Consider the following 18,296-nt stretch of genomic DNA (forward strand, 5'->3'; position numbering starts at 1 on the left):
TCCACATTCATGCCAGATCTGCCGAAATCAGTCCCGAGGACCGCATGGTACGTCTATCTCTATGACGGCACCGAGGAGTACGTCACGTTCGCAGACGGCCTCGTCGAGGAGATCCCGCCGCGGACGGTCGCCGAGAGCGGCTCGTGGCAGTTCAATTTCCGCCACGATCCCGCCGGTTCCCGGAGCTACGATCCGCTCGAGCACACGGACCGCTACGAACGCGTCGTTGAGATCGGCCGTTGGGCCGGACGCTACGTTCTCCGCGAGCCCCTCGAGGCCGAACCACGCTATCGAGAGCAGGTCCCACCAGGGAATCCGTCACTGCTCGTCGGCCTCCAGCCAGCCTACGAGACGCCAGCCGGTGGCGTCTGGGGGCTCGTCGACGGCTACGACGAGACGAATGCGCTTCCCGAAACGGGGCTTACCGTCACGCTCGACGTGACGATGCTCGCGACGACCGACGACTACGAGACTCGCGACGAGGTCGTCGCCGACCTGTCCTTCTGACCTGACCACACATGCACGAGTACCAAATCGGCCACGCACACACGGCACTGACGCAAAACCAGAACAGGCGAGCCACCCGCGGCGACGGCGTCCTCGAGGGCTGCCAGGTCTCGGCGGGCGACTCGAGCTCGAGCGTCGAGACCGAAGTCGACGGTGGCTACGTTCAGATCGACGGCAACGTGCTCGAGTTCGCGCCGACCGCTGTCACTCATCCGGACGGGTCTGGTGATCCTCGGCGCGACGTTGTTCTCGTCCAAGACGCCGGCGACGGGACTGGCGAGGTCTTCGTCCAGGAGGGAGATCCTGGCTCGTGGCCGACCGACGACTCGGGCAACGAGTACCGTCACGCGAACGCCTGGCAGCCCCAGCCACCCGATACGGCTAGTAGCGACGCGGTCGTCCTGGCTATCGTCTCGATTGGGCCTAACGCAACACAGTCGTCCGGGATCAGCGACGTCGAGGACCGCCGGCGTGAACCCGCACCGTCCGGCCGACAGGGCTGGCAGCAACCCAACATCACGACCCCAACGGTCAATCTCGAGAGCGGCGACTTCTACGCCCAGCCGCTGGCGATTCCCGGCGATTCGTGGCTCCACGTCTGGTCGGTCGCACAGTATCGCTTTCTCGAGGGATCCAGGGCGTCGTGGGATTCCAACTGGGAACTCTCAATCATGGAGCCCGGTGACCTGGATACCGCCGCCCAGTCGACGATCGCCGAATCCGAGTTCGTTGGCGGCGATCCCGTCTGGCAAATATCGATCGGCGGATCTCCCAACGAGATCCAGCCCTACTGGATCCAACTGCACAACACCGGGAGCAGCGACATGGATAACGAGGAGTACTGGTCGGCCCAGCTCGCCGTGACGGTCGACCGGAGGCCGATCTAAGTGGCGCTCCCCGAGACGCCTCCAGGACGAACGGCAGGAGGGCCGGCGCCGATGACTGCCGGCGGGCCGCAGCCTGGCGTCGCCGGCTCCCTGGAGTCCTACTCCCCAACCGATCCCGGAGACGTCCCGTCGCGGTATTCGATCCACCTCGAGCGCAACACCGGCGAGACGCGGACGCTCACCGATATCGAGTCGATCGACGTCGTCCGCGAGCATACGGATTCGTCAGACTGGCAGGCGACCGTTCCCGAGGATCCGACGCTCCCCGAGTGGCGGTTCGCCAACGTCGAGGTCCGATATCAGGGCAACACGCTCTTTACCGGAACACTGCAGCGCGTCGATCCTTCGGTCACGGATGCCGAAACCGTCCTTGAGGGATACGGGCCCGGCTCAGCGATCCGCTTCGGTCACGTCCGAGTTGAAGAGCAAAACGCCAACCTCTATCGAGTGATCGAGCGCGTTTGGCGCGACCATACGCCCTTCGACGCACTTGTGTTGAGTCCGGAAGAACCGCAGACGTTCTCGAAGGTTGAGCTTTCCGGGACGCCGAAGTCGATCCTCAAAGAGCTCCACGACCGCGCTGGGATGCGGTTCTACTTCACGATGCTCCCAACGGACGGTCCCGACGTGATCTCGTTCCGGCCAGGACGGCTCGTCCGACCAAGCGGATGGACGCGGATTGATATCGATCCACGCTGGGACGTCGGCGACTACCGCAACGCCGTCGTCGTTGAGGGCGCCTACTCCGAGGAGCTCGGCCGGCGATATCGTGGCGAGGCTGTCGATGCTGAGGAGGTCGATCGTGTCGGGGAACGTCTCGAAGAGTCCATCGGTCCCGAGCCCGATCTCGAGAGCGACGAGGACTGCCAGCAGATCGCCGACAGCACTCTTGAGGATCGGCTTGCAGAGGATCAGCAAGAGGGCTCGGTCGACATCCTCCCACGGCTGCTACCGCCAGGGGTGCGCGTCAACGTCCCGTACTACGGCGAGATGCGAGATCTCGAGCGCGTCTCCTACCAGGAGAGCCTCGGAGAGGCGAGCGGGACGCTCGATATCGAGCGTCCGTACTCGGTTGCCGAGCGTACTGAGGAGGTTGACGCCGACCTCAGCAGCACCAAGGAGATGATTCGCTGATGCGCGGCTATCCAGCTGGTGCTGGCGGGCTGTCGGCATCGGCCGGCGGCCTCGTTGACGGTGTTGATCGCAGCTTCTTCGACAACTTCGAGGAAGACCGGATGGCAGCGTACTACGAGCGTTCGACTCTCGGCGAGACTACGCTCGTCGACGACGCCGGATACCACACGGCCCGCGGGCTGCGACTCGAGGGATACAACTTCTTGTGGACGGTCCCGGGTTCTGGTTTCGAGCGCTACCCGGACACAGACGAATGGATCATCTACGTGATGACGATCGACAACTGGGAGAACGTCAGTCAGATCTGGTTCCCAGTTTTCGGCGATCCGAGCAATGAGGGCGATCGGGATCCGAGCTACGAGATCCAGATCATCAACAACGACGAAACGTTTCGGATCCAATCGCGGGACAACTCCGACAACAAGGAAGACGTCGCGACCGATGCCGAGAGCGACCAGACCTACGACTGGTTCTCGACCGGCGTGACCTACGCCGTCGGAATCTATCGCAAGCCCTCGGGCGGCGTTCTCGGCGGGCTGTGGGATGCGAACGCGGACTATCCGCTCGAGTCTGAGGCGATTGCGTACATCGATTCGGCGGACCATCCATACGATGACGGGAGCAGTATCGACGGGATCGGCCCGGATGACGGCCCTGGACGTTGGGGCTATCGGACTGGTGACAACGTTACCCTACGCGTTCACGAGGTTGAGCGCGTCGAGCCGCCAGAAGAAAACTAACCAGAGACAATTCAACTATGCAAACTGATTACGTCAAAGGTGACGATCGACCGATCATTCGAGACCAGCTAACACGCGGGCGAGCGACGATCCCGCTCAGCTCAAACGATACTGTCCATCTCTACATCGAGGATCCCGAGGGAGAGATCTTCATCGCCGACCAGGCGACGATCGCGGATCGGCCAGAGAGTCGTGTCGAATACGAAATGGATGGGGGGTGGCCGCTCGAGGGAACGTATCTCGGAAGGTGGGTTATCAACTACGACGATGGCGGGACTCAGACGGTTCCGAACGGATCGCCTAAGGAAATCACAGTCTGGGATACGCTCAATCGTGATGCCGATGTGCGTGACTATGACGATCCCGATATTTCGGTCTCGAATGTGTGGACTGATCACCTCGGAGCCAACACCGCCCAAGCCGTTACTGTTGGATCTCCGCTGGATCTCGGCGGGAACGATATCTCGGGCATCGGATCGGCCGACGCTGAATCGCTCAATGCAGGGTCCGCGGAGATCAGCGGCCAGACGGCCGCGACCGAGAACTGGGTCGAATCGAGTGCTGACGTGTCGAGCCTCAACGGGCTCACGTTCGATGACGTCACTGGGGACTCGCGATACTACACGATCAACTCCGGAAATGGAACTGAGTACTTCAAACTTGTCTCACTTAAAGACAAGAGCTCGGGGACCAATGGTGGTGGGGCAATTCGGTGCCAACTCCACTTTGCCGAGGGTCGAGGGGGTTCTCCGATCCGGACCGTCGACTTCTATATCTTCGCAAAGGGAGATGCGTTCAGCGCCGAGTACACCGACTACGGCCAGCACTTCAGGAACGACAACGTCGACTTCGTGGTCACTGAGGACCCTGGAGACGGGTCTGCCACCGACCACCAGTACCACGTCTATGTCCGAGCAGATACGTTTCTGGCTACCGGCGTCTCTGTCACACCCGGACAGTGGTTCGGCTCCCACGACTGGCAAGCCGGTCTCTCCGAAACCGATCTGATCGGGACCACGGTTTACGACACGGGGGCGCAAGAACCCGACCGAGTCGTCCGTGCTGGGGAGATGTATTCCTCGGGCGACCGGGTGGCGACTCGAGAGTGGGTTCAAAACAACTTCCAGAGCAAGTGATTGGCTCTAAGGCTGGAATGAGCACAAGCCGACACCGCGCTTCCGCTGAAAGAATGTGTCTCAGAAAGGAGAGAAGTCTTCCGAGGCGTGTACCACACCGTTTAGACTTACACTAAGGCCGGATCCCGACCGACAGCAATCATGACCACACACAAAACCCGACCCGACTACGTCCGCAAGCGAGGCGATAGCTACATCCCGATCGAGGAGACGTTCCGTGGCGAACCACCAGCTTCGAGGCCGATCAGTGACGGCGACCCACTCGATCTGAGCGACGCCCTCTCTGTTCGGTTCTACCTCGAGCACACGACCCGCGACGAGACGATCGTCAACGACGTCGCTAGCGTTGACGACCCAGAGACAGGCGCAGTCAGCTACCAACTCGAGACAGACCAGCTGTCGCGAACTGGTACCCACGCCGGCGTCTTCGTCGCCCGCTTCGAAGATAACCAACAGTGGTCAGCCCCACGTGGCAATCAGGTCATCACGATCCAGATCGTCGACGTCCCTGACGCCGATGGCGATCCCGGCGATATCGAAAAGGCCGACGTCTCGATCGGCGTCCTCGAGGCCGACGAGGTGATCGGCGACTCGGGAGGCTTTGGTGAGTTGAGTGTCTCGAATGCGCCAGTCGACGATACTGATGTGCTTCGGAAAGCGGACCAACAGGACCTCAGTGACGACGTCACCCAGCTTCAGACCAAGACGAGCAGCTTGTCAGATGATGGCAGCTCGGGTAATTTTGAGGCACTGGAAATCTCGAGCCAGGATGTCGCTACGAAGGACTACGTCGATACCCGGCCGTGGGAGGATCTCACTGACTGGAATATGTTCAACCCCTTCAACGCGGGGTATCCAGGGGATGGGTCCGGAGGCGATCTGATGGACTACATCCGGGACCTTATTTCCGACTACGACCGGATCTATATGGTCCTTCCCGGGGGCACTTACAACGTCGAAAGCGAGTTGAATGTCCGTGACTCAGATCTCGAGCGCCTAGTGATCGACGGCCGGCCGAAGGCCACTCTTAATGTCAACGGGCGGTTTCACAAGCTGTTCGAGACGGGCGACTACGAGGGCGGAAATGCGATCGAGAGTCTGGGGCTATACAATCTTGATATAGACATCACCGGAGACTCTAATGACTGTGGAATTGGACGGATCACAGTAGAGAACTCACTGGATATTGAGAATATCCGGCTTATCGGAAAGCGAGACCGAGTAACTGACACGACCGGCGATCGGTTCACACTACTTTGCCAGATCGCCTCAGAGAGTGGCCACGGCACGGTTCGGAACGTCCATCTCCGCGACGGTTCTGTGCCGAACGGATACGAGAACAACGAGGTTATTGGTTTTAGCGCCGACCCCGGCCACCATGGGACGATCGACTGGATCGGGTGTGAGGTCCATGGATTCAACGATAACGGGGTGTACGTGAACGGAAGTCCTGGGTCGAACAGGGTCATCGGTGGTCTATACCAGAACAATGCGAAGGCGAATGTCAGGATCGGCCGCAACGACACGGTCGAAAACGTTGTGAGTATCTTCAATCTCGGGCACGTGGATGGGCCTGCTCGACCGGATGGATGGGATTTACAGATGGATCCCAACCTACTGGACGTCGACGATTCGAACGGCGCAACGTCAGTCCAAGGCGCGAAGCTCATCAATCTTAGTAGTACCAACTCTACTATATCGGCCCGAGAGAACGTCGAGACACTTCGAATCGCGGATATTGAGGTGTACCACGAGGTTCCTTATGAGGTCATACGAATCACCTCGAGTAGGAACTCTATCGCGGATGACAACTACGAGTATCGAAGCTACCAAGATAATGAAGGGACGGTCCGAATCGAGGGAGGTCTGATCTATGACGTGTCGAACGACTCCGTTAAGAACAGCGCGATCGATTCGAACGTCCATAACGTAGTCGTCGATGGCATTACGTACATCTGCAAGGATGGTGGCGGCGAGCAGTATCGTGCTGCTGTCAGGGCATCGACCGATCGGTCTAAGATTACGATCCAGAACTCAAACATCATCTCCGAGCTGAGCCATGGGGCCGTCTGCCGGGTAGACACTGGGGGGACGGTCAACGTCGTCCAAAACTCGGTCGACTGTGAGTACTACTCGATTGGGTCTGGCGGGAACCTACGACTCGTTGACAACGACGAAGTGAATAGCGCGATCGGCCACTACGACGACCCGGCGAATTGGGCGGCCAACTTCGTGGAACGGGGCAATTTCTGAATGAACCCACTGAAAGCAATCCTCGAGTGCCTTGAGTGGCTACTCAGAGGACAAGACCGAGACAATAGGACAGACACAGAACCAGAACCGGAAGAACCTGAGGAACCAGAACCGCTTGAGGCGCTCGACCTCGAGTCTGACGACCAGCAACAGGCCGGACAGAGCCACCACTCCGGAGTTCGAATTCGTGCAGAGCAAGATCTCGAAGGCCTCGAGTGCCGAATCTCCGACCAGACATCCGGCCTCGTGATGGCCTACCTCAAGGACGGCGGTGGCGACATCCTCGAACGGCGGTCGATCGATACTCTCGAGGCGGGCGACACCTTCACGTTCACGACGCCTCTCGAGGCCGGCAAAGGCTATCAGGTCGTTTGCGCTGCCGGCGGAGCTCCCTACGATCGTGGTCGGAGCCATGTCGAGTATCCCATCAAAAGTGAGGTGTTAGTCGCGACGGCCGGGATCTACACTGGAGGCGGTACCGAGACGACGAGATACTGCTACAACATCGACCAAATCCGTCCGCTCCGGTCGGTCGAAGAGGACCAACCACAGGTGGCTCTCGGCGCCGTGAAGCCATCTGATCCGATGCCCGACTATCACTCCGCAACTGGCCTCGAAGCTACTCGAGGCGAGAACTGCTACGTCGTGGATGACCCTGCGGGCGGTGACGAGAAAGTGCTCGAGGTATTCTACCCGGAGGAGGAAATTCTCGGAATCAACGAACGAGTGTACCTCGAGAACGCGGTCGGGTATGAGCCGAAGGTCGTGCATGGGCGATACGAGATATTCTTCCCAGAAACCTTTGAGATCAGACAGGGCTATCATCACGGTGGGACGAAACTACCGGGAGTAGCCGACCACCGTGGCGACCCGCCAGACAATGAGGGTGGCGGTGCTGGCGGGGTGCGCAACCCTGGGTCGTATTCCGACCGTAAATTTGCCTCGAGCCGAGACGGTCTCTATAACGAGACTGTTGGAGCGGACATCCCGATCAACAGCCAAGTCTACGACGCGACGTACGATCCTCGGAAACATCCGTATGGCTGGCACCACTGCTGGTCGAAGGGAGTCAACAAGGGGTCGTGGTACACGATCGACTACCGGACGGTACTCAACACGCCGGGGGAGTCCGATGGCCGAATCCTCGGGTGGATAAACGGCGAGCTCGCGTTCGATAGCGATGAGTTAGCCAAAGAAGACGATGAGTTCGACGGCTATCTATTCCTTGAAGAGAAGTTCGCCGAACGCGGTATCCCGTACTGGCGTCGGCACTACCACTACGGCGGGGAATGGGGCAGTCCGAAAGACCAGTCACTCTACGAGCGGAATCTCTCGATTTGGGTCGACGATAACGTCCCGGAAATGTGATGGTATATGCTACTATTCTTAAAACTATCTGGCTTAGAATATGTAAAACACATCAGTTAGATTTAACCTCATGGAACGGATAGATGAACATGGGTTGAGACGGGTCATTTCGTAGCGCGAAAGCGCCGGAATGGCTTTTAGCGTAAAATTCAGGAGTGATAACTCTGATTTTCGAGTTCACTTGACATTCTGGTGAATCAATCGTGTTCACTTGGGGGGATAGTGACAACCAGCGGCGATTCCAATAGACTCGGAATCGTGGCCGGGTTGATAGTGCTGGCGCCGAACATCTCCATTGTCGCGTACACCCACGCGACGTAGCGACCAGTCATCCCACCACCCGCCGACTACACCCTTGCCGCTCAGTTACCGTGGACCTGCCCCATTCCGACCGTTGGGGCTTTTGATACACGTAACTGGTTAACATCCTTGCCCGATTTCGAGCGCATCGTCGACGTCGCGAGGACCGACATCGTGCTCAAGCAGCCGGCGAGCGTGGTCGAGAGTGTGATCCCGCTATCGAGGTGTACCTTCCGTCGGTTTATTTCGGACCAATTGTATCATTTAATGATGAATACAAGGGACTATCTGTTAGAGAACCCGGCTCTCGCTACGCTTGCTGTGCCAACTCTCGAGAGCGCTCGAGCCGGCCGACAATCTCTTCCCGTGGTTCTCCACCTAATTCGTTGCACATATCGACATATCGCTCAAGAATATCTCGTTCGTCAGCGTACCGATCGTCTCTTCGGTAGACGATCCCGAGATGCTTGTAGTACCATCGTGGAGGGGCTGAATAGCCCTTCTCTCTCGCTTCCATCTCGGCTTGGTCGATACACCATAGCAACAGTTCCTCTGCTGCATCGTGGTTCCTATCGCGTTTGAACTGTTTGACGTAGTCCGTCGCGTCAGTATAGTTCTCGATCCCCAGTTCAGTAGGTAGGTTACTAGATGACGAGGAAGGAGCGGTATCGGCTTGATGGTCCACTCTCGAGTTCTCTGTTTTGGCTGATGGTTTTGGTTCGACATCGAGGCTTCTCCTCTGAACTCGGTATCGATTAATCAGGTATGCAATACCTGCGAAAAGGCCGAATACAGGGAACAAGGCCACCGCCAAATACGCCTTTCTCCGCTTTGGCCACTGAACAACTTCTCGAGTTGCTTGTGAATCCTTGTACAGGCACACTGGAAGCGCAATCCACAGGGCTAGGATTACAGGCCCACCAATTGCTTCCGGAAGAACGTCGATGAGTACAAATAGAAGACCCCAGGCTACCGTACAAATCTTCACCCACTTGTTCCAGACTGTATCTGGGAGCGAGATATTACGTCTTCTGGGGTAAGACGTCTCAGACGTCCTACCGTGATCTGCCGCTGGTGTATCTCTCCAGCCACGATCCGGTTCTGGCTCGTCATCTACTTCGACGACACTCTCTTCCTCCTCGTCCGGTTCGAAGTCGATATACTCCGTAACTATCTCTTTGGCGTCTTCTTGCTCAATGAGGTTAACGAGATTGTCACCATCAATCAGTTTGACGTTGAGGTCGTCGGCCAAGTCTTTAGCATTCCTCGAGTACGAGGACGTCGTCACCATGACCACTTTATCGACGCCGTCTTCCTGGTGCTTGAGGCTAGAGTACTGCTGGATATCTGGACTCCCGACCTTGTTACCTGCTCCATAGCGCTTTGCTTGAATCAACGCTTTCTGCTCATACGGGTCGGTCTTCCTCGCTCGGACGTCGATCCCTTTGTCATTTGACGCCGTCGAAACCTCACAATTCCAGCCCATCCCTTCCCAGAGATCCGCGACGAGGTGTTCGAACTCATAGCCATCCATTGACTGAAGCTCTCGTTTGAGATCGACCTCATCAGGGATTGCCACGAGTTCTTCACCGCAGAAGCGACAGAACTGGCTGCCGTCTTCTATTTCTTCACCACACGACTGACATTCCATGACGCTGTCTTCTTACTATTCGTCCAAAAGGCTGACTACCGAGACACGCTACTGTTTGTCTCGCTGTCCAATCACGAGTGCTGCATCGACGTCACGAGGGTCGACATCGTACTTAAGGAGTCAATCAGTGGTTAGTACAGTTGTTACTAGATTTATATTCACGGAGAATTATAATTCCTCCATGGGCACAAGCCGTAGATCTGTCATATCTACGTTGGGTGGCGGTCTACTGATCTGTGGGGGTACTGGTACGGTACAGGCGACCAACGACGGGAACGATCAGAACGATACTAGCGAGTCAGACGATCAGCTATTCAATGAGGTGGAGAGTGCAATCTCTAACATTGGGGATGAGTTTTACAACGCAAAAGAGGAGGATCCAGAAGGCCTCGAAAACTCCGTCTCGCAACTGAGTGCTGAAGGAACGTTCGACCTTGATGAGTTCAAGCAGGGTGCGTGGGATGGTAACCGCCAAACCTACCGGTTACAGCATATCGCTGAACTACTGAACAAAGACTTCGGAGCGAATATTCCGACAAGCTATATCGATGATCTCAATGTGTCAACCGGGAAGATAAGCACTTATCTTCCGCTTGTAGCAGCTTCTCAGAACCTAATAGAAGCTGGAGAAGCGTATCTGGAAGCAGAAGGTGAAGACGCTATCAAAGAAGCAGAGGAGGAATTGGTAATCTCCATACTACTCTTTGTCTGTGAACTCTGTCTTCTGCAGTCAACGGCTACGTACCGGTTGTCCTTCAGCGGTACCCGATATGTCGCAAATATGGGCCTTGTCCGCTTCCGAGGGATTCTGGGAATGCGTGGATATGCCCTCATCCTCAGTGAGGTCCACTGGGCTATTCGAGGGAAATTAGCTGGTGTCCAAACTACCATCGTTGAGAAGTCTGCGTCTATCGCGAGAGAGCAAAATCTCGAGCTACTTGATATCGACTACATCTCTCGAGATGAGTTATTCGAGCTGAGAAACCTAAGTGAGGACTCTCTCGATTACAAATTCCTGAATGAAAGTACTACTAATGAAAGTGAGGGCGCTGCTCCACCACCGATGGTAGTTTCTGGAAAGCAAGACCGCTCCTCTGGTTTTGGGGTTGTAGCTACAGCTATTGGAGCGATACTAGCAATTAGACAGTTGCTGGCTGAATGACTTTTTACTCGGCGCCGATCTCGAGCGCTTCGTCGACGTCGCGAGGACCGACGTCGTACTCGAGAAGTCGATCCGCGGCCAGCTGCCAGGCTCTTCTCGAGAGGTCCGGATCAACCGTCTCGTAGTGAACTGAGAACTCCGTCAGCGCGACCGCGACGAGGAGATCGTCGCGGCGATCATCCAGAGGCATCACTGCCGCTGGCCGCGGCTTTGTATAAAAAGTCTCGGCGCTCAGCACCCCACTGGATGACGAATGTTATTATCGTATTAGGTATACTGGACTGAATGAATTATTCTAGGAGCTTATTAGGTGTCCCTCCTACTACCAGAATGCTCGAGCTGGTCGAAACCACCACCACCTACCAGCCGGCTCGAGCATCCTCAGCTTTGAGACAAGTCACAATAGTATTTGTCCCAATATATACTCATTCTTGATGATCTGTCGCAGCACGTTTGTCCGAAACCGCCAGACGTAAGCACGACTCAGCACTCGAAACAGCCCCAGTCCTTATTACTCTCCTATTGAAACTGATTCCTGTCCGGGTTGCTCACATTCAACTTCAATCCCCCACTTACCCGGACACTTCTGTTACAGTTACTCAGAGGCACGAGAAAACGCTGGGGACAACCGGCGTCGGAACCCCCTATCGAAAGGTGGTGTGTCAATCGGGAGGGGTGTGATCGAGACCAAGACTGGCCATTGACGTTGGAGCGATCTCGATCGATGGCGGGTTTCGATGTCTCGAGTCGAGCGGATAGTCTATCGGCAACGACGGACTCCCCATCCCCGCCATCTCGAGCATTCGGCTGGTCCCGATTAAGCTTGGTGGCCGTTTGAGAACTCATACTGCCCGATCTCGCCTAAATCTATTTTCTGGAAACGCTCTAATATTGTCCAACACACGTGACTATCTCCCTAATCAGCAGTGCGCTATATCCCCTCTCCGACCTCGAGCGCTTCGTCGACGTCGCGAGGGCCGACGTCGTGATCGACGAGCCGATCGGCGGCCAGCTGCCAGGCTCGTTCCGCTAACTTAGGATCGACGTCTTCGTAGTGGACGAAGAACTCGGTCAGTGCAACGGCAGTCAGTAAGTCATCGCGTTCCTGATCGGCCATCACACCGTCTGGCCGCGGCTTCTGATAAAAAGCCCTGGACACTCGCTGTAACCATCCTCCGTTTCGCGTTGACTTCTTTCCGCTAACAGTTAGAACATTCCCACGTATACCCAGTCTTCCGCCCACGGTGTCTCTTTGGCAGTTTATTCGAGTCGCAGCGCCAACAAGACTCGAATTCAGATTCTGGAATTAAATCCACGAGTTCTTCTGTCCAGCCCCCGATCTCATGTCTCTTGATTCTCCGGCGCTCGTTTTTGGTTTGAGAATTATTCCGCTTGAAAACCCACTCATCCAGTTCCTGTCGCCGCCACTCCGCTAATATCCGTAGAAGGTCAGTCATTTCGTCAACCTCACCAAGTTCATTGAGGCAATTTTTAACAACCCCGCGCCGTATCTTGGGGTCAACTTTCTCCCAAACAGCCGGGTCAGAACCATCCCCTCGGTGTTCTTTTTCCGCCTGATTTTGTATCTTGTTCAGTTCGTCTATCCGATCCTCGAGCGATTCTTGGAGCGGGGACAGATTTGGAAGGGACATAGCAGAATTAGCGATTCGATCATATATAATATTATTGACCAACCCCATAACAGAGACAAAGTCAATCTCGACGGGTGCTCGAGGGCATCGCGACGAACTCGACTTAGTGCACTATAGACACCAGTAATATTCAAATATACTATGCTAGTTATTATTGTCTGACAAACGTTTATTGTCCCTGTCAGAGAATGTGGATGTTGGATAGTTCATAAACGACCTGGGAGAGCAATTGCCTGATCATCAACTCCAACGGCCGGTAAATTGGCCGAACACCGTGCACCAAAGCACGTGCAAACGGAAAACAAGATGAAGACAACCATCGACAAAATCGCGGTCGCAGCGCTCTTCCTTGGACTCACAGCAGTCACCATATCTATTCCCGTTACAGGTATTTTCACAATCCCTGTAGGGGCATTCGCAGCATGGTGGCTCTTCTTCAGAACTGTCGAAGAAGGTCCGAGAATATAGAGCGCTACCTGCCCAACATCGCTTTTTTCGTCTTCTGGATCCGCTTGTACTCCTCAACGTCGGGAGCATCGCTATCAGGATGGACATCCGCGGCCTTCCGCCGGGCGACTGCCCGCACGATGTCGTCCGAAGCATCCGATGAGATCTCGAGGATTTTGTGGGGCTCCTCGTCGAGGCCGTCGTCACTCGAGGCCGGCGGCGCCGCGATCGCGTCTTCGCCAGCTGGTGGGAGCCGGGCAGTTTCGACCGTGTCGGCGGCGGTCTGGACACCGCAGCGCTCGGCCAGGCGCTGCCGCCGGGCCCAGAGTGCGATCGCTCGCGCATTCTCTCGCTGGGTCTCCCAGCAGTCACAGGAGACGGCAAACTCCTGGTCGGCGGCCTCTCCCTCTCGACGGAAGTAGGCAGCGACGCCGACGTCGTCGGGCTTGTCGTGCTGGTGCGGGATGTTCGGCCGGTCGACGTAGTGCTGGGAGGCAGTCTCGATCCGGACGCTCCCCTCGGTGGCTTCCCACTTCTCGAGCTCGTCGACGACGCTCTGGAACGACTCTTTCCGCGTGGGTGTGAGATCGCCCGGGTAGGGTTCGCGATCGTCCGGGTCGGTACGATCGTGGCCTCGAGGCCAGTCGATGGTTCGATCGCTAGTCTCCTGGGTGCTACTCATCCGCGCTGTCACCCTGTATCTGTTCGACTTCGTTCTGCAGCGCTCGCTCAAGGCTCTGGAGATCGTCGGCCGCCTCGAGCAGCGTCTCGTGTTTCTCGGCGTCGAGTGCGGTCGCGGGGACGCCCTGGAGCGCTGCGATCGCGTCCCGGACGCCGGCTAGTGCTTGCTCCCGGTGCTCGAGGTCAGAGAATGTCTCTCGGTTAGTCTGAGTCGTCATTTCTTGGGTCTTCGATCAGCCGGTACTCGCCGGTCGGCTCGTGCCGAACCTCGGCGTAGTCTCCGGCCATGAGTTGTTTCAGGTTGTTTCTGGTCGTCTCGCGCGAGTAGCCAGTCGCGTCAGCGATGTGGCCGATAGTTGCGCACGAGCAGGGCTGTTCATCGAACCAGTCGAGCATCGCAGTCATGGACCTCGTGTACTGGATAGCCATACTCACAAGCTGGATCACCCGGGCAGTAGTACATTTCGGACCGCCAAAGAGTTTGCGATACGGGCTATTGTATCGACCAATCTATTCGACTTTGCGTATCGCCAACTTTTAAGTACTTGGGTATAATAGATGGTAGTAGAGCATGGGACGCCTCGGAGAATCTGAGGCCGGTGTTACAGCACCGACCTCCCGTGCTTCTGGAAGGAAGCAATGTCAGCTACAACCCCACAGACCGAAGATGTTTCGGAAGCACAGACCGATGACGTCGTCCTCGAGCGCCGCTCGTGGAACTACGGCTACCTTGGCGAAGACGTTGAGAACAGACATCATCACGTCGATAGAAAGCTCGAGCGGATCGTCGTCACGAAGTCCCGCGCCGATCGCGATGACAACGGCGCCGTGCCGGTCTTCTCACTCGAGGGGCCGATCCTCCACACAGAAGGGATCGTCCTCGCATCGAACGGCGCCGGCGGCGACGATGTTCGTCGCTGGATCCAGTTCATCGACCAGGAGTGTGGCGGCTGGGCCGAGCGCCCGATCTCGGCGGCCGACCAAGCGCAGGATGTCCTCGAGGAGGTGTTCTGAGATGTCCGTCCACTCACCCCAGAGTTCCGACGTCGACGAGTGGCCCGAAGAGCGTATCCAGACCAACCTTGAGGAGCACCGGCGTGCCGAGGCCGTCGCCGGCGCCGAAGGCGTTCGAGCCGACGGTTCCGGGGAGAACAGTCACGGACAGCGAGTCAACGCGCAGTTGGCGATGGCCGACCGCGAAGACGTGGACCTCCCGGAACTCCATGTCGGCGACCAGGTCAGCGAACGCGACGAAGATGGCGGTCCGAAGATGCTTGTCGTTCGCGTAACCGACAACAGTGCTGGCGAGTACTGGCTGCCGGAGGCCGACGAAACAGTCGCCGAGTACGCCGACTGCAATCCTGAAGAGGACGTCTACCAGGTCGAGTTCCTCAATCGAGATACGGACGACGTCAACGGGCCGAAGCGCTACCCCTACCCGCGCTGTGACCTGGTCCTTGAGGAGCCGATCCACGATCACGACGGCGCCGACGGAGGTGAGGAGTGATGCCGTTCAACGGTCCCAGGTACGAGCCGAGCCCCGATCTCCCGGACGGTCTCTCGTACTGCGTCCAGTGCGGAACGGTCATGGTGTTCCACTCGCAGCGAGACTGCCCGGCGTGTACGCTCAACGAGCGCCTCGAGAAGGTCGAGGAACAACTCGATGCGCTCGAGGGAGATGACGAGACGATCGCCGAGCACATCGTCGACAGCCACGAGGCGATCGACGACCGGCTCGAGGATCTCGAGCGTCGCCTCGATCGTGCCGAGCGCGACATCGATATCGTCGACGGAGGTCTCTGATGGCGGCCAGCGGTGACGAGATCGAGATGACGCTCACGTTCGAGCGCCCCCTCACCGAGGAGCAAGTCGCGCAGCGCTGTCGAGAGATCGCCGAGTTCCTCGAGGACGACGATGACTGACGACGCGATCGACATCCGCTACCGGCCGACCGGTGGCCCGCCGCGGAAGGTGTCGTTCCGGCCGCGATCTGACGGCAGCTGGCTTCGGGTGACCCTCGAGTGGAACGGCTGCCAGTGGCGCGAAACTGGCTGCGAGCCCGTCGACGAGGTCGCCCTCGAGTGTGTGGACGGCATCGCGATCGGGCGATAGATCGGCGTTCTTTTTCGATATTGCTACCAGCATTTTCCAGCCGCATCATCTTTTGATTTGCAGCCCACTTCTCACATGGCCCCAACGAGTAGCAGCTCCTGCACTTCATAACCAGACGTGCCGACGGGGCCACCAAACGCGACCCCACCGGTCGCGTTATTATTGGACTCGCACTGGTTTAGCACTGTCCTTGAGCCTGCCGCTTGTATTACGATTGGCGAGGGCTGTTTCGTTTCTACTGGCCTGGTATCTCAAGTTCGTATTTGATGAACTCCCAACACCGATAGAACACCAGTAGTACGAATATTGCGAGTAGAGTCACGCCTGAATAGAGGGCAAATTGGATCAGATCCACTTCAACCGTTACCAGCAGCGTCACGATCGTAACGAAACCGAGAATGCCGCCTAATAACGTGTTTTTCAGCGTCTGGAATAGTTCCTGATTCTCCGCTTCGAGGATGAGGAATGCTCTGACAACGGCCCTAATAATCGCTAAGATCATACCAGAGCCTCCCAAACCCGAGCGCCGAGAGGAACAGTATGACGGTGAGTGCCGCAACAAGAGCCACTGGAAGGATGTCTGCACTGAACATCACCAGAAATAGCACGAGGAATGCGACACTGGCCAGTGATGAGAGCCCGAGGAACGTACGAAACTCGGAGATATCGATCGTGGCCGTGTCGGTTGTCATCTCGTGTTCTATTAGGACTTCCAGTGTACTTACCCTTTGTTGCAGAGTGTCTACCTTCACTTGGAGTTCCTCTGATTCTTGGTAAGGACCGTTTACTGTCCCGCTTTCTTGGAACTCGATCAATTTCTTCGCTTCTTCTTCGATCTCTTTTTCGAGCTCGTCCCAACTGAGGTCATCGCGGCCGCTAAATACCTCGTCTATAACCCTCTCTCCATAGTGCCAGGTATAACCCCTATTTTCAGACCCACCAGTACCCACAGAACTGTTGTCCTGTTTGAAGGGGTCTGGCGAGTGCCTCTGCATACTACTCTATACCCCAACAACATGTGATTAATCTTGTGAAAGACTGTCTCAGTTTAGCATCTGTTTCGAAACGACGCCCATCACGCCTTTTATGGCATCTGTCTAAACTGTCGCATATGATTAAGTCTCGGTGGGTTTTCGACGACGATTGGGAGGCCGATATCCTCCATCGTCACGACGAGCTCCAGTCACTCTCGCGGCTTCTCGGGCCGACAGAGCATGGCCTGCGTGCCGACGACATCCTGATCCACGGCCCCAGCGGTGTTGGAAAGACCGCATCCGCACGGTATATGCTCGGGAATCTCCGCCAGCGCTTCGGCCTCGAGTGGTCATTGATTGAGTGTTCCGGGAAGACGCGCAACGGGATCATCTACGAGGCCGTCACGAAGCACTCGAAGGCAGCCGTCGTCCATCGGAACCAGCCTCGCGAGGAGCTCCTCGAGGCGCTGGAGTCAGCTGTCGACGGCCGGCCGTACGTAGTGATGCTCGACGAGGCCGACGTCATTCCCGACTTGGACGTCCTCGGCGATCTCCTCTCGATCGGCCTACTCTCTGTCGTCGCGATCACCCACTCGGACAACGAGTGGCTCAACCGCGTCAATCGGAACGTTCGGCCGCACTTCCGCGGTGAGAGCCAGATCCAATTTCGGAAGTACCACGTCGAGGAGCTCGTCGACATCCTTGAGCCCCGCGTCGAGCGTGGCCTGATTGGGCGGCCCGTCGACATCAAGCAACTCGAGTGGATCGCCGACGAGACCGGCGGGGTGGCGCGGTGGGCGATCAAGTCTGTGCTCGCTGCTGCAAAGCTCGCCGAAGAACGCGGGCACGACTCCTTTCACGAGTGCGACGTCCGCGACTCGTTCGACCGAGCGATGCGGATGATCCGGCGCGACAACCTACGCTCGCTGCCGGTGCCGTACCTGCGGCTTTACGAGTTGGTCCGTGAGATCGGGCCCGTTTCCGGGGGTGAAATGAAGCGGGCGTACCTCGAACACCAGGAGCAGATCTTCGAGGGACGGGGCCGCGATCCCGTCAGCTGGCGTCGCGCATGGGACTATCTGAGCAAACTCGAGGACTACGACTTGATCGAAGCGAGCGGATCGACGAATTCGAAAAGGTACGATGCCGTCGATCCTGAATTAGAAGCGTCTGTCGAGTTTAACCCGCAAGAGACTGCAGAAGTGGAGTAGCAGGGGAGCGTAGCGGGATTTCTTTCTTCAACCACAAGCAAGAGACCCACGATAAGTATAGGTCAAGTATGCAGCACGATC

General features: G+C 57.1%; 23 protein-coding genes. 14 read left to right on the top strand and 9 right to left on the bottom strand.

Annotated elements, in window-relative coordinates:
- Positions 1–9 precede the first annotated feature (9 nt).
- The 7 genes from HTZ84_RS05225 (at position 10) to HTZ84_RS05255 (ending at position 8,025) form a co-directional block, all read left to right on the top strand.
- A complete protein-coding gene (locus tag HTZ84_RS05225; protein ID WP_174679703.1) occupies positions 10–507 on the top strand; it encodes a hypothetical protein in 498 nt (165 codons plus the stop codon).
- Positions 508–518: 11 nt separating this feature from the next.
- Entirely contained in the window at positions 519–1,394 is an 876-nt protein-coding gene (locus HTZ84_RS05230; RefSeq protein WP_174679704.1) for a hypothetical protein, read from the top strand.
- On the top strand, positions 1,395–2,528 hold the full coding sequence (locus tag HTZ84_RS05235) for a hypothetical protein (RefSeq protein WP_174679705.1): 1,134 nt from the start codon (positions 1,395–1,397) through the stop codon (positions 2,526–2,528). It begins immediately after the preceding gene.
- Positions 2,528–3,268, top strand: coding sequence for a hypothetical protein (locus tag HTZ84_RS05240; protein ID WP_174679706.1), 741 nt, complete (start codon positions 2,528–2,530; stop codon positions 3,266–3,268). The genes HTZ84_RS05235 and HTZ84_RS05240 overlap by 1 nt, the downstream gene beginning before the upstream one ends.
- 17 nt (positions 3,269–3,285) lie before the next feature.
- Complete coding sequence (locus HTZ84_RS05245) at positions 3,286–4,404, top strand: hypothetical protein (protein WP_174679707.1); 1,119 nt, start codon at positions 3,286–3,288, stop codon at positions 4,402–4,404.
- A gap of 141 nt (positions 4,405–4,545) precedes the next feature.
- Entirely contained in the window at positions 4,546–6,657 is a 2,112-nt protein-coding gene (locus HTZ84_RS05250; RefSeq protein ID WP_174679708.1) for a BppU family phage baseplate upper protein, read from the top strand.
- Positions 6,658–8,025 (top strand): hypothetical protein, encoded by a 1,368-nt coding sequence (locus HTZ84_RS05255; protein ID WP_174679709.1) that lies wholly within the window; start codon positions 6,658–6,660, stop codon positions 8,023–8,025.
- Positions 8,026–8,635: 610 nt separating this feature from the next.
- On the opposite strand, the gene HTZ84_RS05260 is transcribed toward HTZ84_RS05255, so the two are convergent.
- Positions 8,636–9,976 (bottom strand): restriction endonuclease, encoded by a 1,341-nt coding sequence (locus tag HTZ84_RS05260; protein WP_174679710.1) that lies wholly within the window; start codon positions 9,974–9,976, stop codon positions 8,636–8,638.
- Positions 9,977–10,157: 181 nt separating this feature from the next.
- Here HTZ84_RS05260 and HTZ84_RS05265 point away from each other — a divergent pair, with 181 nt between their 5' ends.
- Positions 10,158–11,138 (top strand): hypothetical protein, encoded by a 981-nt coding sequence (locus HTZ84_RS05265; RefSeq protein ID WP_174679711.1) that lies wholly within the window; start codon positions 10,158–10,160, stop codon positions 11,136–11,138.
- 4 nt (positions 11,139–11,142) lie between these two features.
- Here the strand turns inward: HTZ84_RS05265 and HTZ84_RS05270 are convergent, their stop codons facing one another.
- From HTZ84_RS05270 to HTZ84_RS05280, 3 genes are all read right to left on the bottom strand, one after another.
- The gene (locus tag HTZ84_RS05270) at positions 11,143–11,328 is read right to left on the bottom strand and encodes a hypothetical protein (protein ID WP_174679712.1); all 186 of its coding nucleotides are present in this window, start codon (positions 11,326–11,328) and stop codon (positions 11,143–11,145) included.
- Between the two features lie 741 nt (positions 11,329–12,069).
- Complete coding sequence (locus tag HTZ84_RS05275; RefSeq protein ID WP_174679713.1) at positions 12,070–12,255, bottom strand: hypothetical protein; 186 nt, start codon at positions 12,253–12,255, stop codon at positions 12,070–12,072.
- Between the two features lie 82 nt (positions 12,256–12,337).
- Entirely contained in the window at positions 12,338–12,790 is a 453-nt protein-coding gene (locus HTZ84_RS05280) for a hypothetical protein (RefSeq protein WP_174679714.1), read from the bottom strand.
- Positions 12,791–13,096: 306 nt separating this feature from the next.
- Between HTZ84_RS05280 and HTZ84_RS05285 the strand changes: the two genes are divergently transcribed.
- Positions 13,097–13,258 (top strand): hypothetical protein, encoded by a 162-nt coding sequence (locus HTZ84_RS05285; protein WP_174679715.1) that lies wholly within the window; start codon positions 13,097–13,099, stop codon positions 13,256–13,258.
- A gap of 4 nt (positions 13,259–13,262) precedes the next feature.
- Here HTZ84_RS05285 and HTZ84_RS22655 read toward each other — a convergent pair whose 3' ends face one another.
- From HTZ84_RS22655 to HTZ84_RS05300, 3 genes are read right to left on the bottom strand one after another with little or no spacing between them, the layout of a single operon-like run.
- Positions 13,263–13,919 carry a J domain-containing protein gene (locus HTZ84_RS22655; RefSeq protein ID WP_217468194.1) on the bottom strand — a complete coding sequence of 219 codons (657 nt, stop codon included), beginning with the start codon at positions 13,917–13,919 and terminating at the stop codon, positions 13,263–13,265.
- Positions 13,912–14,136, bottom strand: a complete 225-nt coding sequence (locus tag HTZ84_RS05295; RefSeq protein ID WP_174679716.1) for a hypothetical protein — start codon at positions 14,134–14,136, stop codon at positions 13,912–13,914. Before HTZ84_RS05295 ends, HTZ84_RS22655 begins: the two co-directional genes overlap by 8 nt.
- The gene (locus HTZ84_RS05300; protein WP_174679717.1) at positions 14,120–14,347 is read right to left on the bottom strand and encodes a helix-turn-helix domain-containing protein; all 228 of its coding nucleotides are present in this window, start codon (positions 14,345–14,347) and stop codon (positions 14,120–14,122) included. The genes HTZ84_RS05295 and HTZ84_RS05300 overlap by 17 nt, the downstream gene beginning before the upstream one ends.
- A gap of 210 nt (positions 14,348–14,557) precedes the next feature.
- Here HTZ84_RS05300 and HTZ84_RS05305 point away from each other — a divergent pair, with 210 nt between their 5' ends.
- From HTZ84_RS05305 to HTZ84_RS05320, 4 genes are all read left to right on the top strand, one after another.
- Complete coding sequence (locus tag HTZ84_RS05305) at positions 14,558–14,932, top strand: hypothetical protein (RefSeq protein WP_174679718.1); 375 nt, start codon at positions 14,558–14,560, stop codon at positions 14,930–14,932.
- Between the two features lies 1 nt (position 14,933).
- Positions 14,934–15,425 (top strand): hypothetical protein, encoded by a 492-nt coding sequence (locus HTZ84_RS05310; RefSeq protein WP_174679719.1) that lies wholly within the window; start codon positions 14,934–14,936, stop codon positions 15,423–15,425.
- Complete coding sequence (locus HTZ84_RS05315) at positions 15,425–15,721, top strand: hypothetical protein (protein WP_174679720.1); 297 nt, start codon at positions 15,425–15,427, stop codon at positions 15,719–15,721. Before HTZ84_RS05310 ends, HTZ84_RS05315 begins: the two co-directional genes overlap by 1 nt.
- 111 nt (positions 15,722–15,832) lie before the next feature.
- Positions 15,833–16,030: a hypothetical protein gene (locus tag HTZ84_RS05320; protein WP_174679721.1), complete on the top strand. Its 198-nt coding sequence runs from the start codon at positions 15,833–15,835 to the stop codon at positions 16,028–16,030.
- 235 nt (positions 16,031–16,265) lie between these two features.
- On the opposite strand, the gene HTZ84_RS05325 is transcribed toward HTZ84_RS05320, so the two are convergent.
- On the bottom strand, positions 16,266–16,532 hold the full coding sequence (locus HTZ84_RS05325) for a hypothetical protein (protein ID WP_174679722.1): 267 nt from the start codon (positions 16,530–16,532) through the stop codon (positions 16,266–16,268).
- Positions 16,513–17,025, bottom strand: coding sequence for a hypothetical protein (locus HTZ84_RS05330; RefSeq protein WP_174679723.1), 513 nt, complete (start codon positions 17,023–17,025; stop codon positions 16,513–16,515). Before HTZ84_RS05330 ends, HTZ84_RS05325 begins: the two co-directional genes overlap by 20 nt.
- Before the next feature lie 35 nt (positions 17,026–17,060).
- Here HTZ84_RS05330 and HTZ84_RS05335 point away from each other — a divergent pair, with 35 nt between their 5' ends.
- Entirely contained in the window at positions 17,061–18,215 is a 1,155-nt protein-coding gene (locus HTZ84_RS05335; RefSeq protein ID WP_309138853.1) for a Cdc6/Cdc18 family protein, read from the top strand.
- Positions 18,216–18,296 lie beyond the last annotated feature (81 nt).

It is taken from the genome of Haloterrigena gelatinilytica (assembly GCF_013342145.1).
Classification (GTDB): Archaea; Halobacteriota; Halobacteria; order Halobacteriales; family Natrialbaceae; genus Haloterrigena; species Haloterrigena gelatinilytica.

Bases quoted from the DNA above. Each gene is read 5' to 3' on its own strand.
- HTZ84_RS05225 (WP_174679703.1), top strand. From the start codon at position 10: ATGCCAGATCTGCCGAAATCAGTCCCGAGGACCGCATGGTACGTCTAT.
- HTZ84_RS05230 (WP_174679704.1), top strand. From the start codon at position 519: ATGCACGAGTACCAAATCGGCCACGCACACACGGCACTGACGCAAAAC.
- HTZ84_RS05240 (WP_174679706.1), top strand. From the start codon at position 2,528: ATGCGCGGCTATCCAGCTGGTGCTGGCGGGCTGTCGGCATCGGCCGGC.
- HTZ84_RS05245 (WP_174679707.1), top strand. From the start codon at position 3,286: ATGCAAACTGATTACGTCAAAGGTGACGATCGACCGATCATTCGAGAC.
- HTZ84_RS05250 (WP_174679708.1), top strand. From the start codon at position 4,546: ATGACCACACACAAAACCCGACCCGACTACGTCCGCAAGCGAGGCGAT.
- HTZ84_RS05255 (WP_174679709.1), top strand. From the start codon at position 6,658: ATGAACCCACTGAAAGCAATCCTCGAGTGCCTTGAGTGGCTACTCAGA.
- HTZ84_RS05260 (WP_174679710.1), bottom strand. From the start codon at position 9,976: ATGGAATGTCAGTCGTGTGGTGAAGAAATAGAAGACGGCAGCCAGTTC.
- HTZ84_RS05265 (WP_174679711.1), top strand. From the start codon at position 10,158: ATGGGCACAAGCCGTAGATCTGTCATATCTACGTTGGGTGGCGGTCTA.
- HTZ84_RS05270 (WP_174679712.1), bottom strand. From the start codon at position 11,328: ATGCCTCTGGATGATCGCCGCGACGATCTCCTCGTCGCGGTCGCGCTG.
- HTZ84_RS05275 (WP_174679713.1), bottom strand. From the start codon at position 12,255: ATGGCCGATCAGGAACGCGATGACTTACTGACTGCCGTTGCACTGACC.
- HTZ84_RS05280 (WP_174679714.1), bottom strand. From the start codon at position 12,790: ATGTCCCTTCCAAATCTGTCCCCGCTCCAAGAATCGCTCGAGGATCGG.
- HTZ84_RS05285 (WP_174679715.1), top strand. From the start codon at position 13,097: ATGAAGACAACCATCGACAAAATCGCGGTCGCAGCGCTCTTCCTTGGA.
- HTZ84_RS22655 (WP_217468194.1), bottom strand. From the start codon at position 13,919: ATGAGTAGCACCCAGGAGACTAGCGATCGAACCATCGACTGGCCTCGA.
- HTZ84_RS05295 (WP_174679716.1), bottom strand. From the start codon at position 14,136: ATGACGACTCAGACTAACCGAGAGACATTCTCTGACCTCGAGCACCGG.
- HTZ84_RS05300 (WP_174679717.1), bottom strand. From the start codon at position 14,347: ATGGCTATCCAGTACACGAGGTCCATGACTGCGATGCTCGACTGGTTC.
- HTZ84_RS05305 (WP_174679718.1), top strand. From the start codon at position 14,558: ATGTCAGCTACAACCCCACAGACCGAAGATGTTTCGGAAGCACAGACC.
- HTZ84_RS05310 (WP_174679719.1), top strand. From the start codon at position 14,934: ATGTCCGTCCACTCACCCCAGAGTTCCGACGTCGACGAGTGGCCCGAA.
- HTZ84_RS05315 (WP_174679720.1), top strand. From the start codon at position 15,425: ATGCCGTTCAACGGTCCCAGGTACGAGCCGAGCCCCGATCTCCCGGAC.
- HTZ84_RS05320 (WP_174679721.1), top strand. From the start codon at position 15,833: ATGACTGACGACGCGATCGACATCCGCTACCGGCCGACCGGTGGCCCG.
- HTZ84_RS05325 (WP_174679722.1), bottom strand. From the start codon at position 16,532: ATGATCTTAGCGATTATTAGGGCCGTTGTCAGAGCATTCCTCATCCTC.
- HTZ84_RS05330 (WP_174679723.1), bottom strand. From the start codon at position 17,025: ATGCAGAGGCACTCGCCAGACCCCTTCAAACAGGACAACAGTTCTGTG.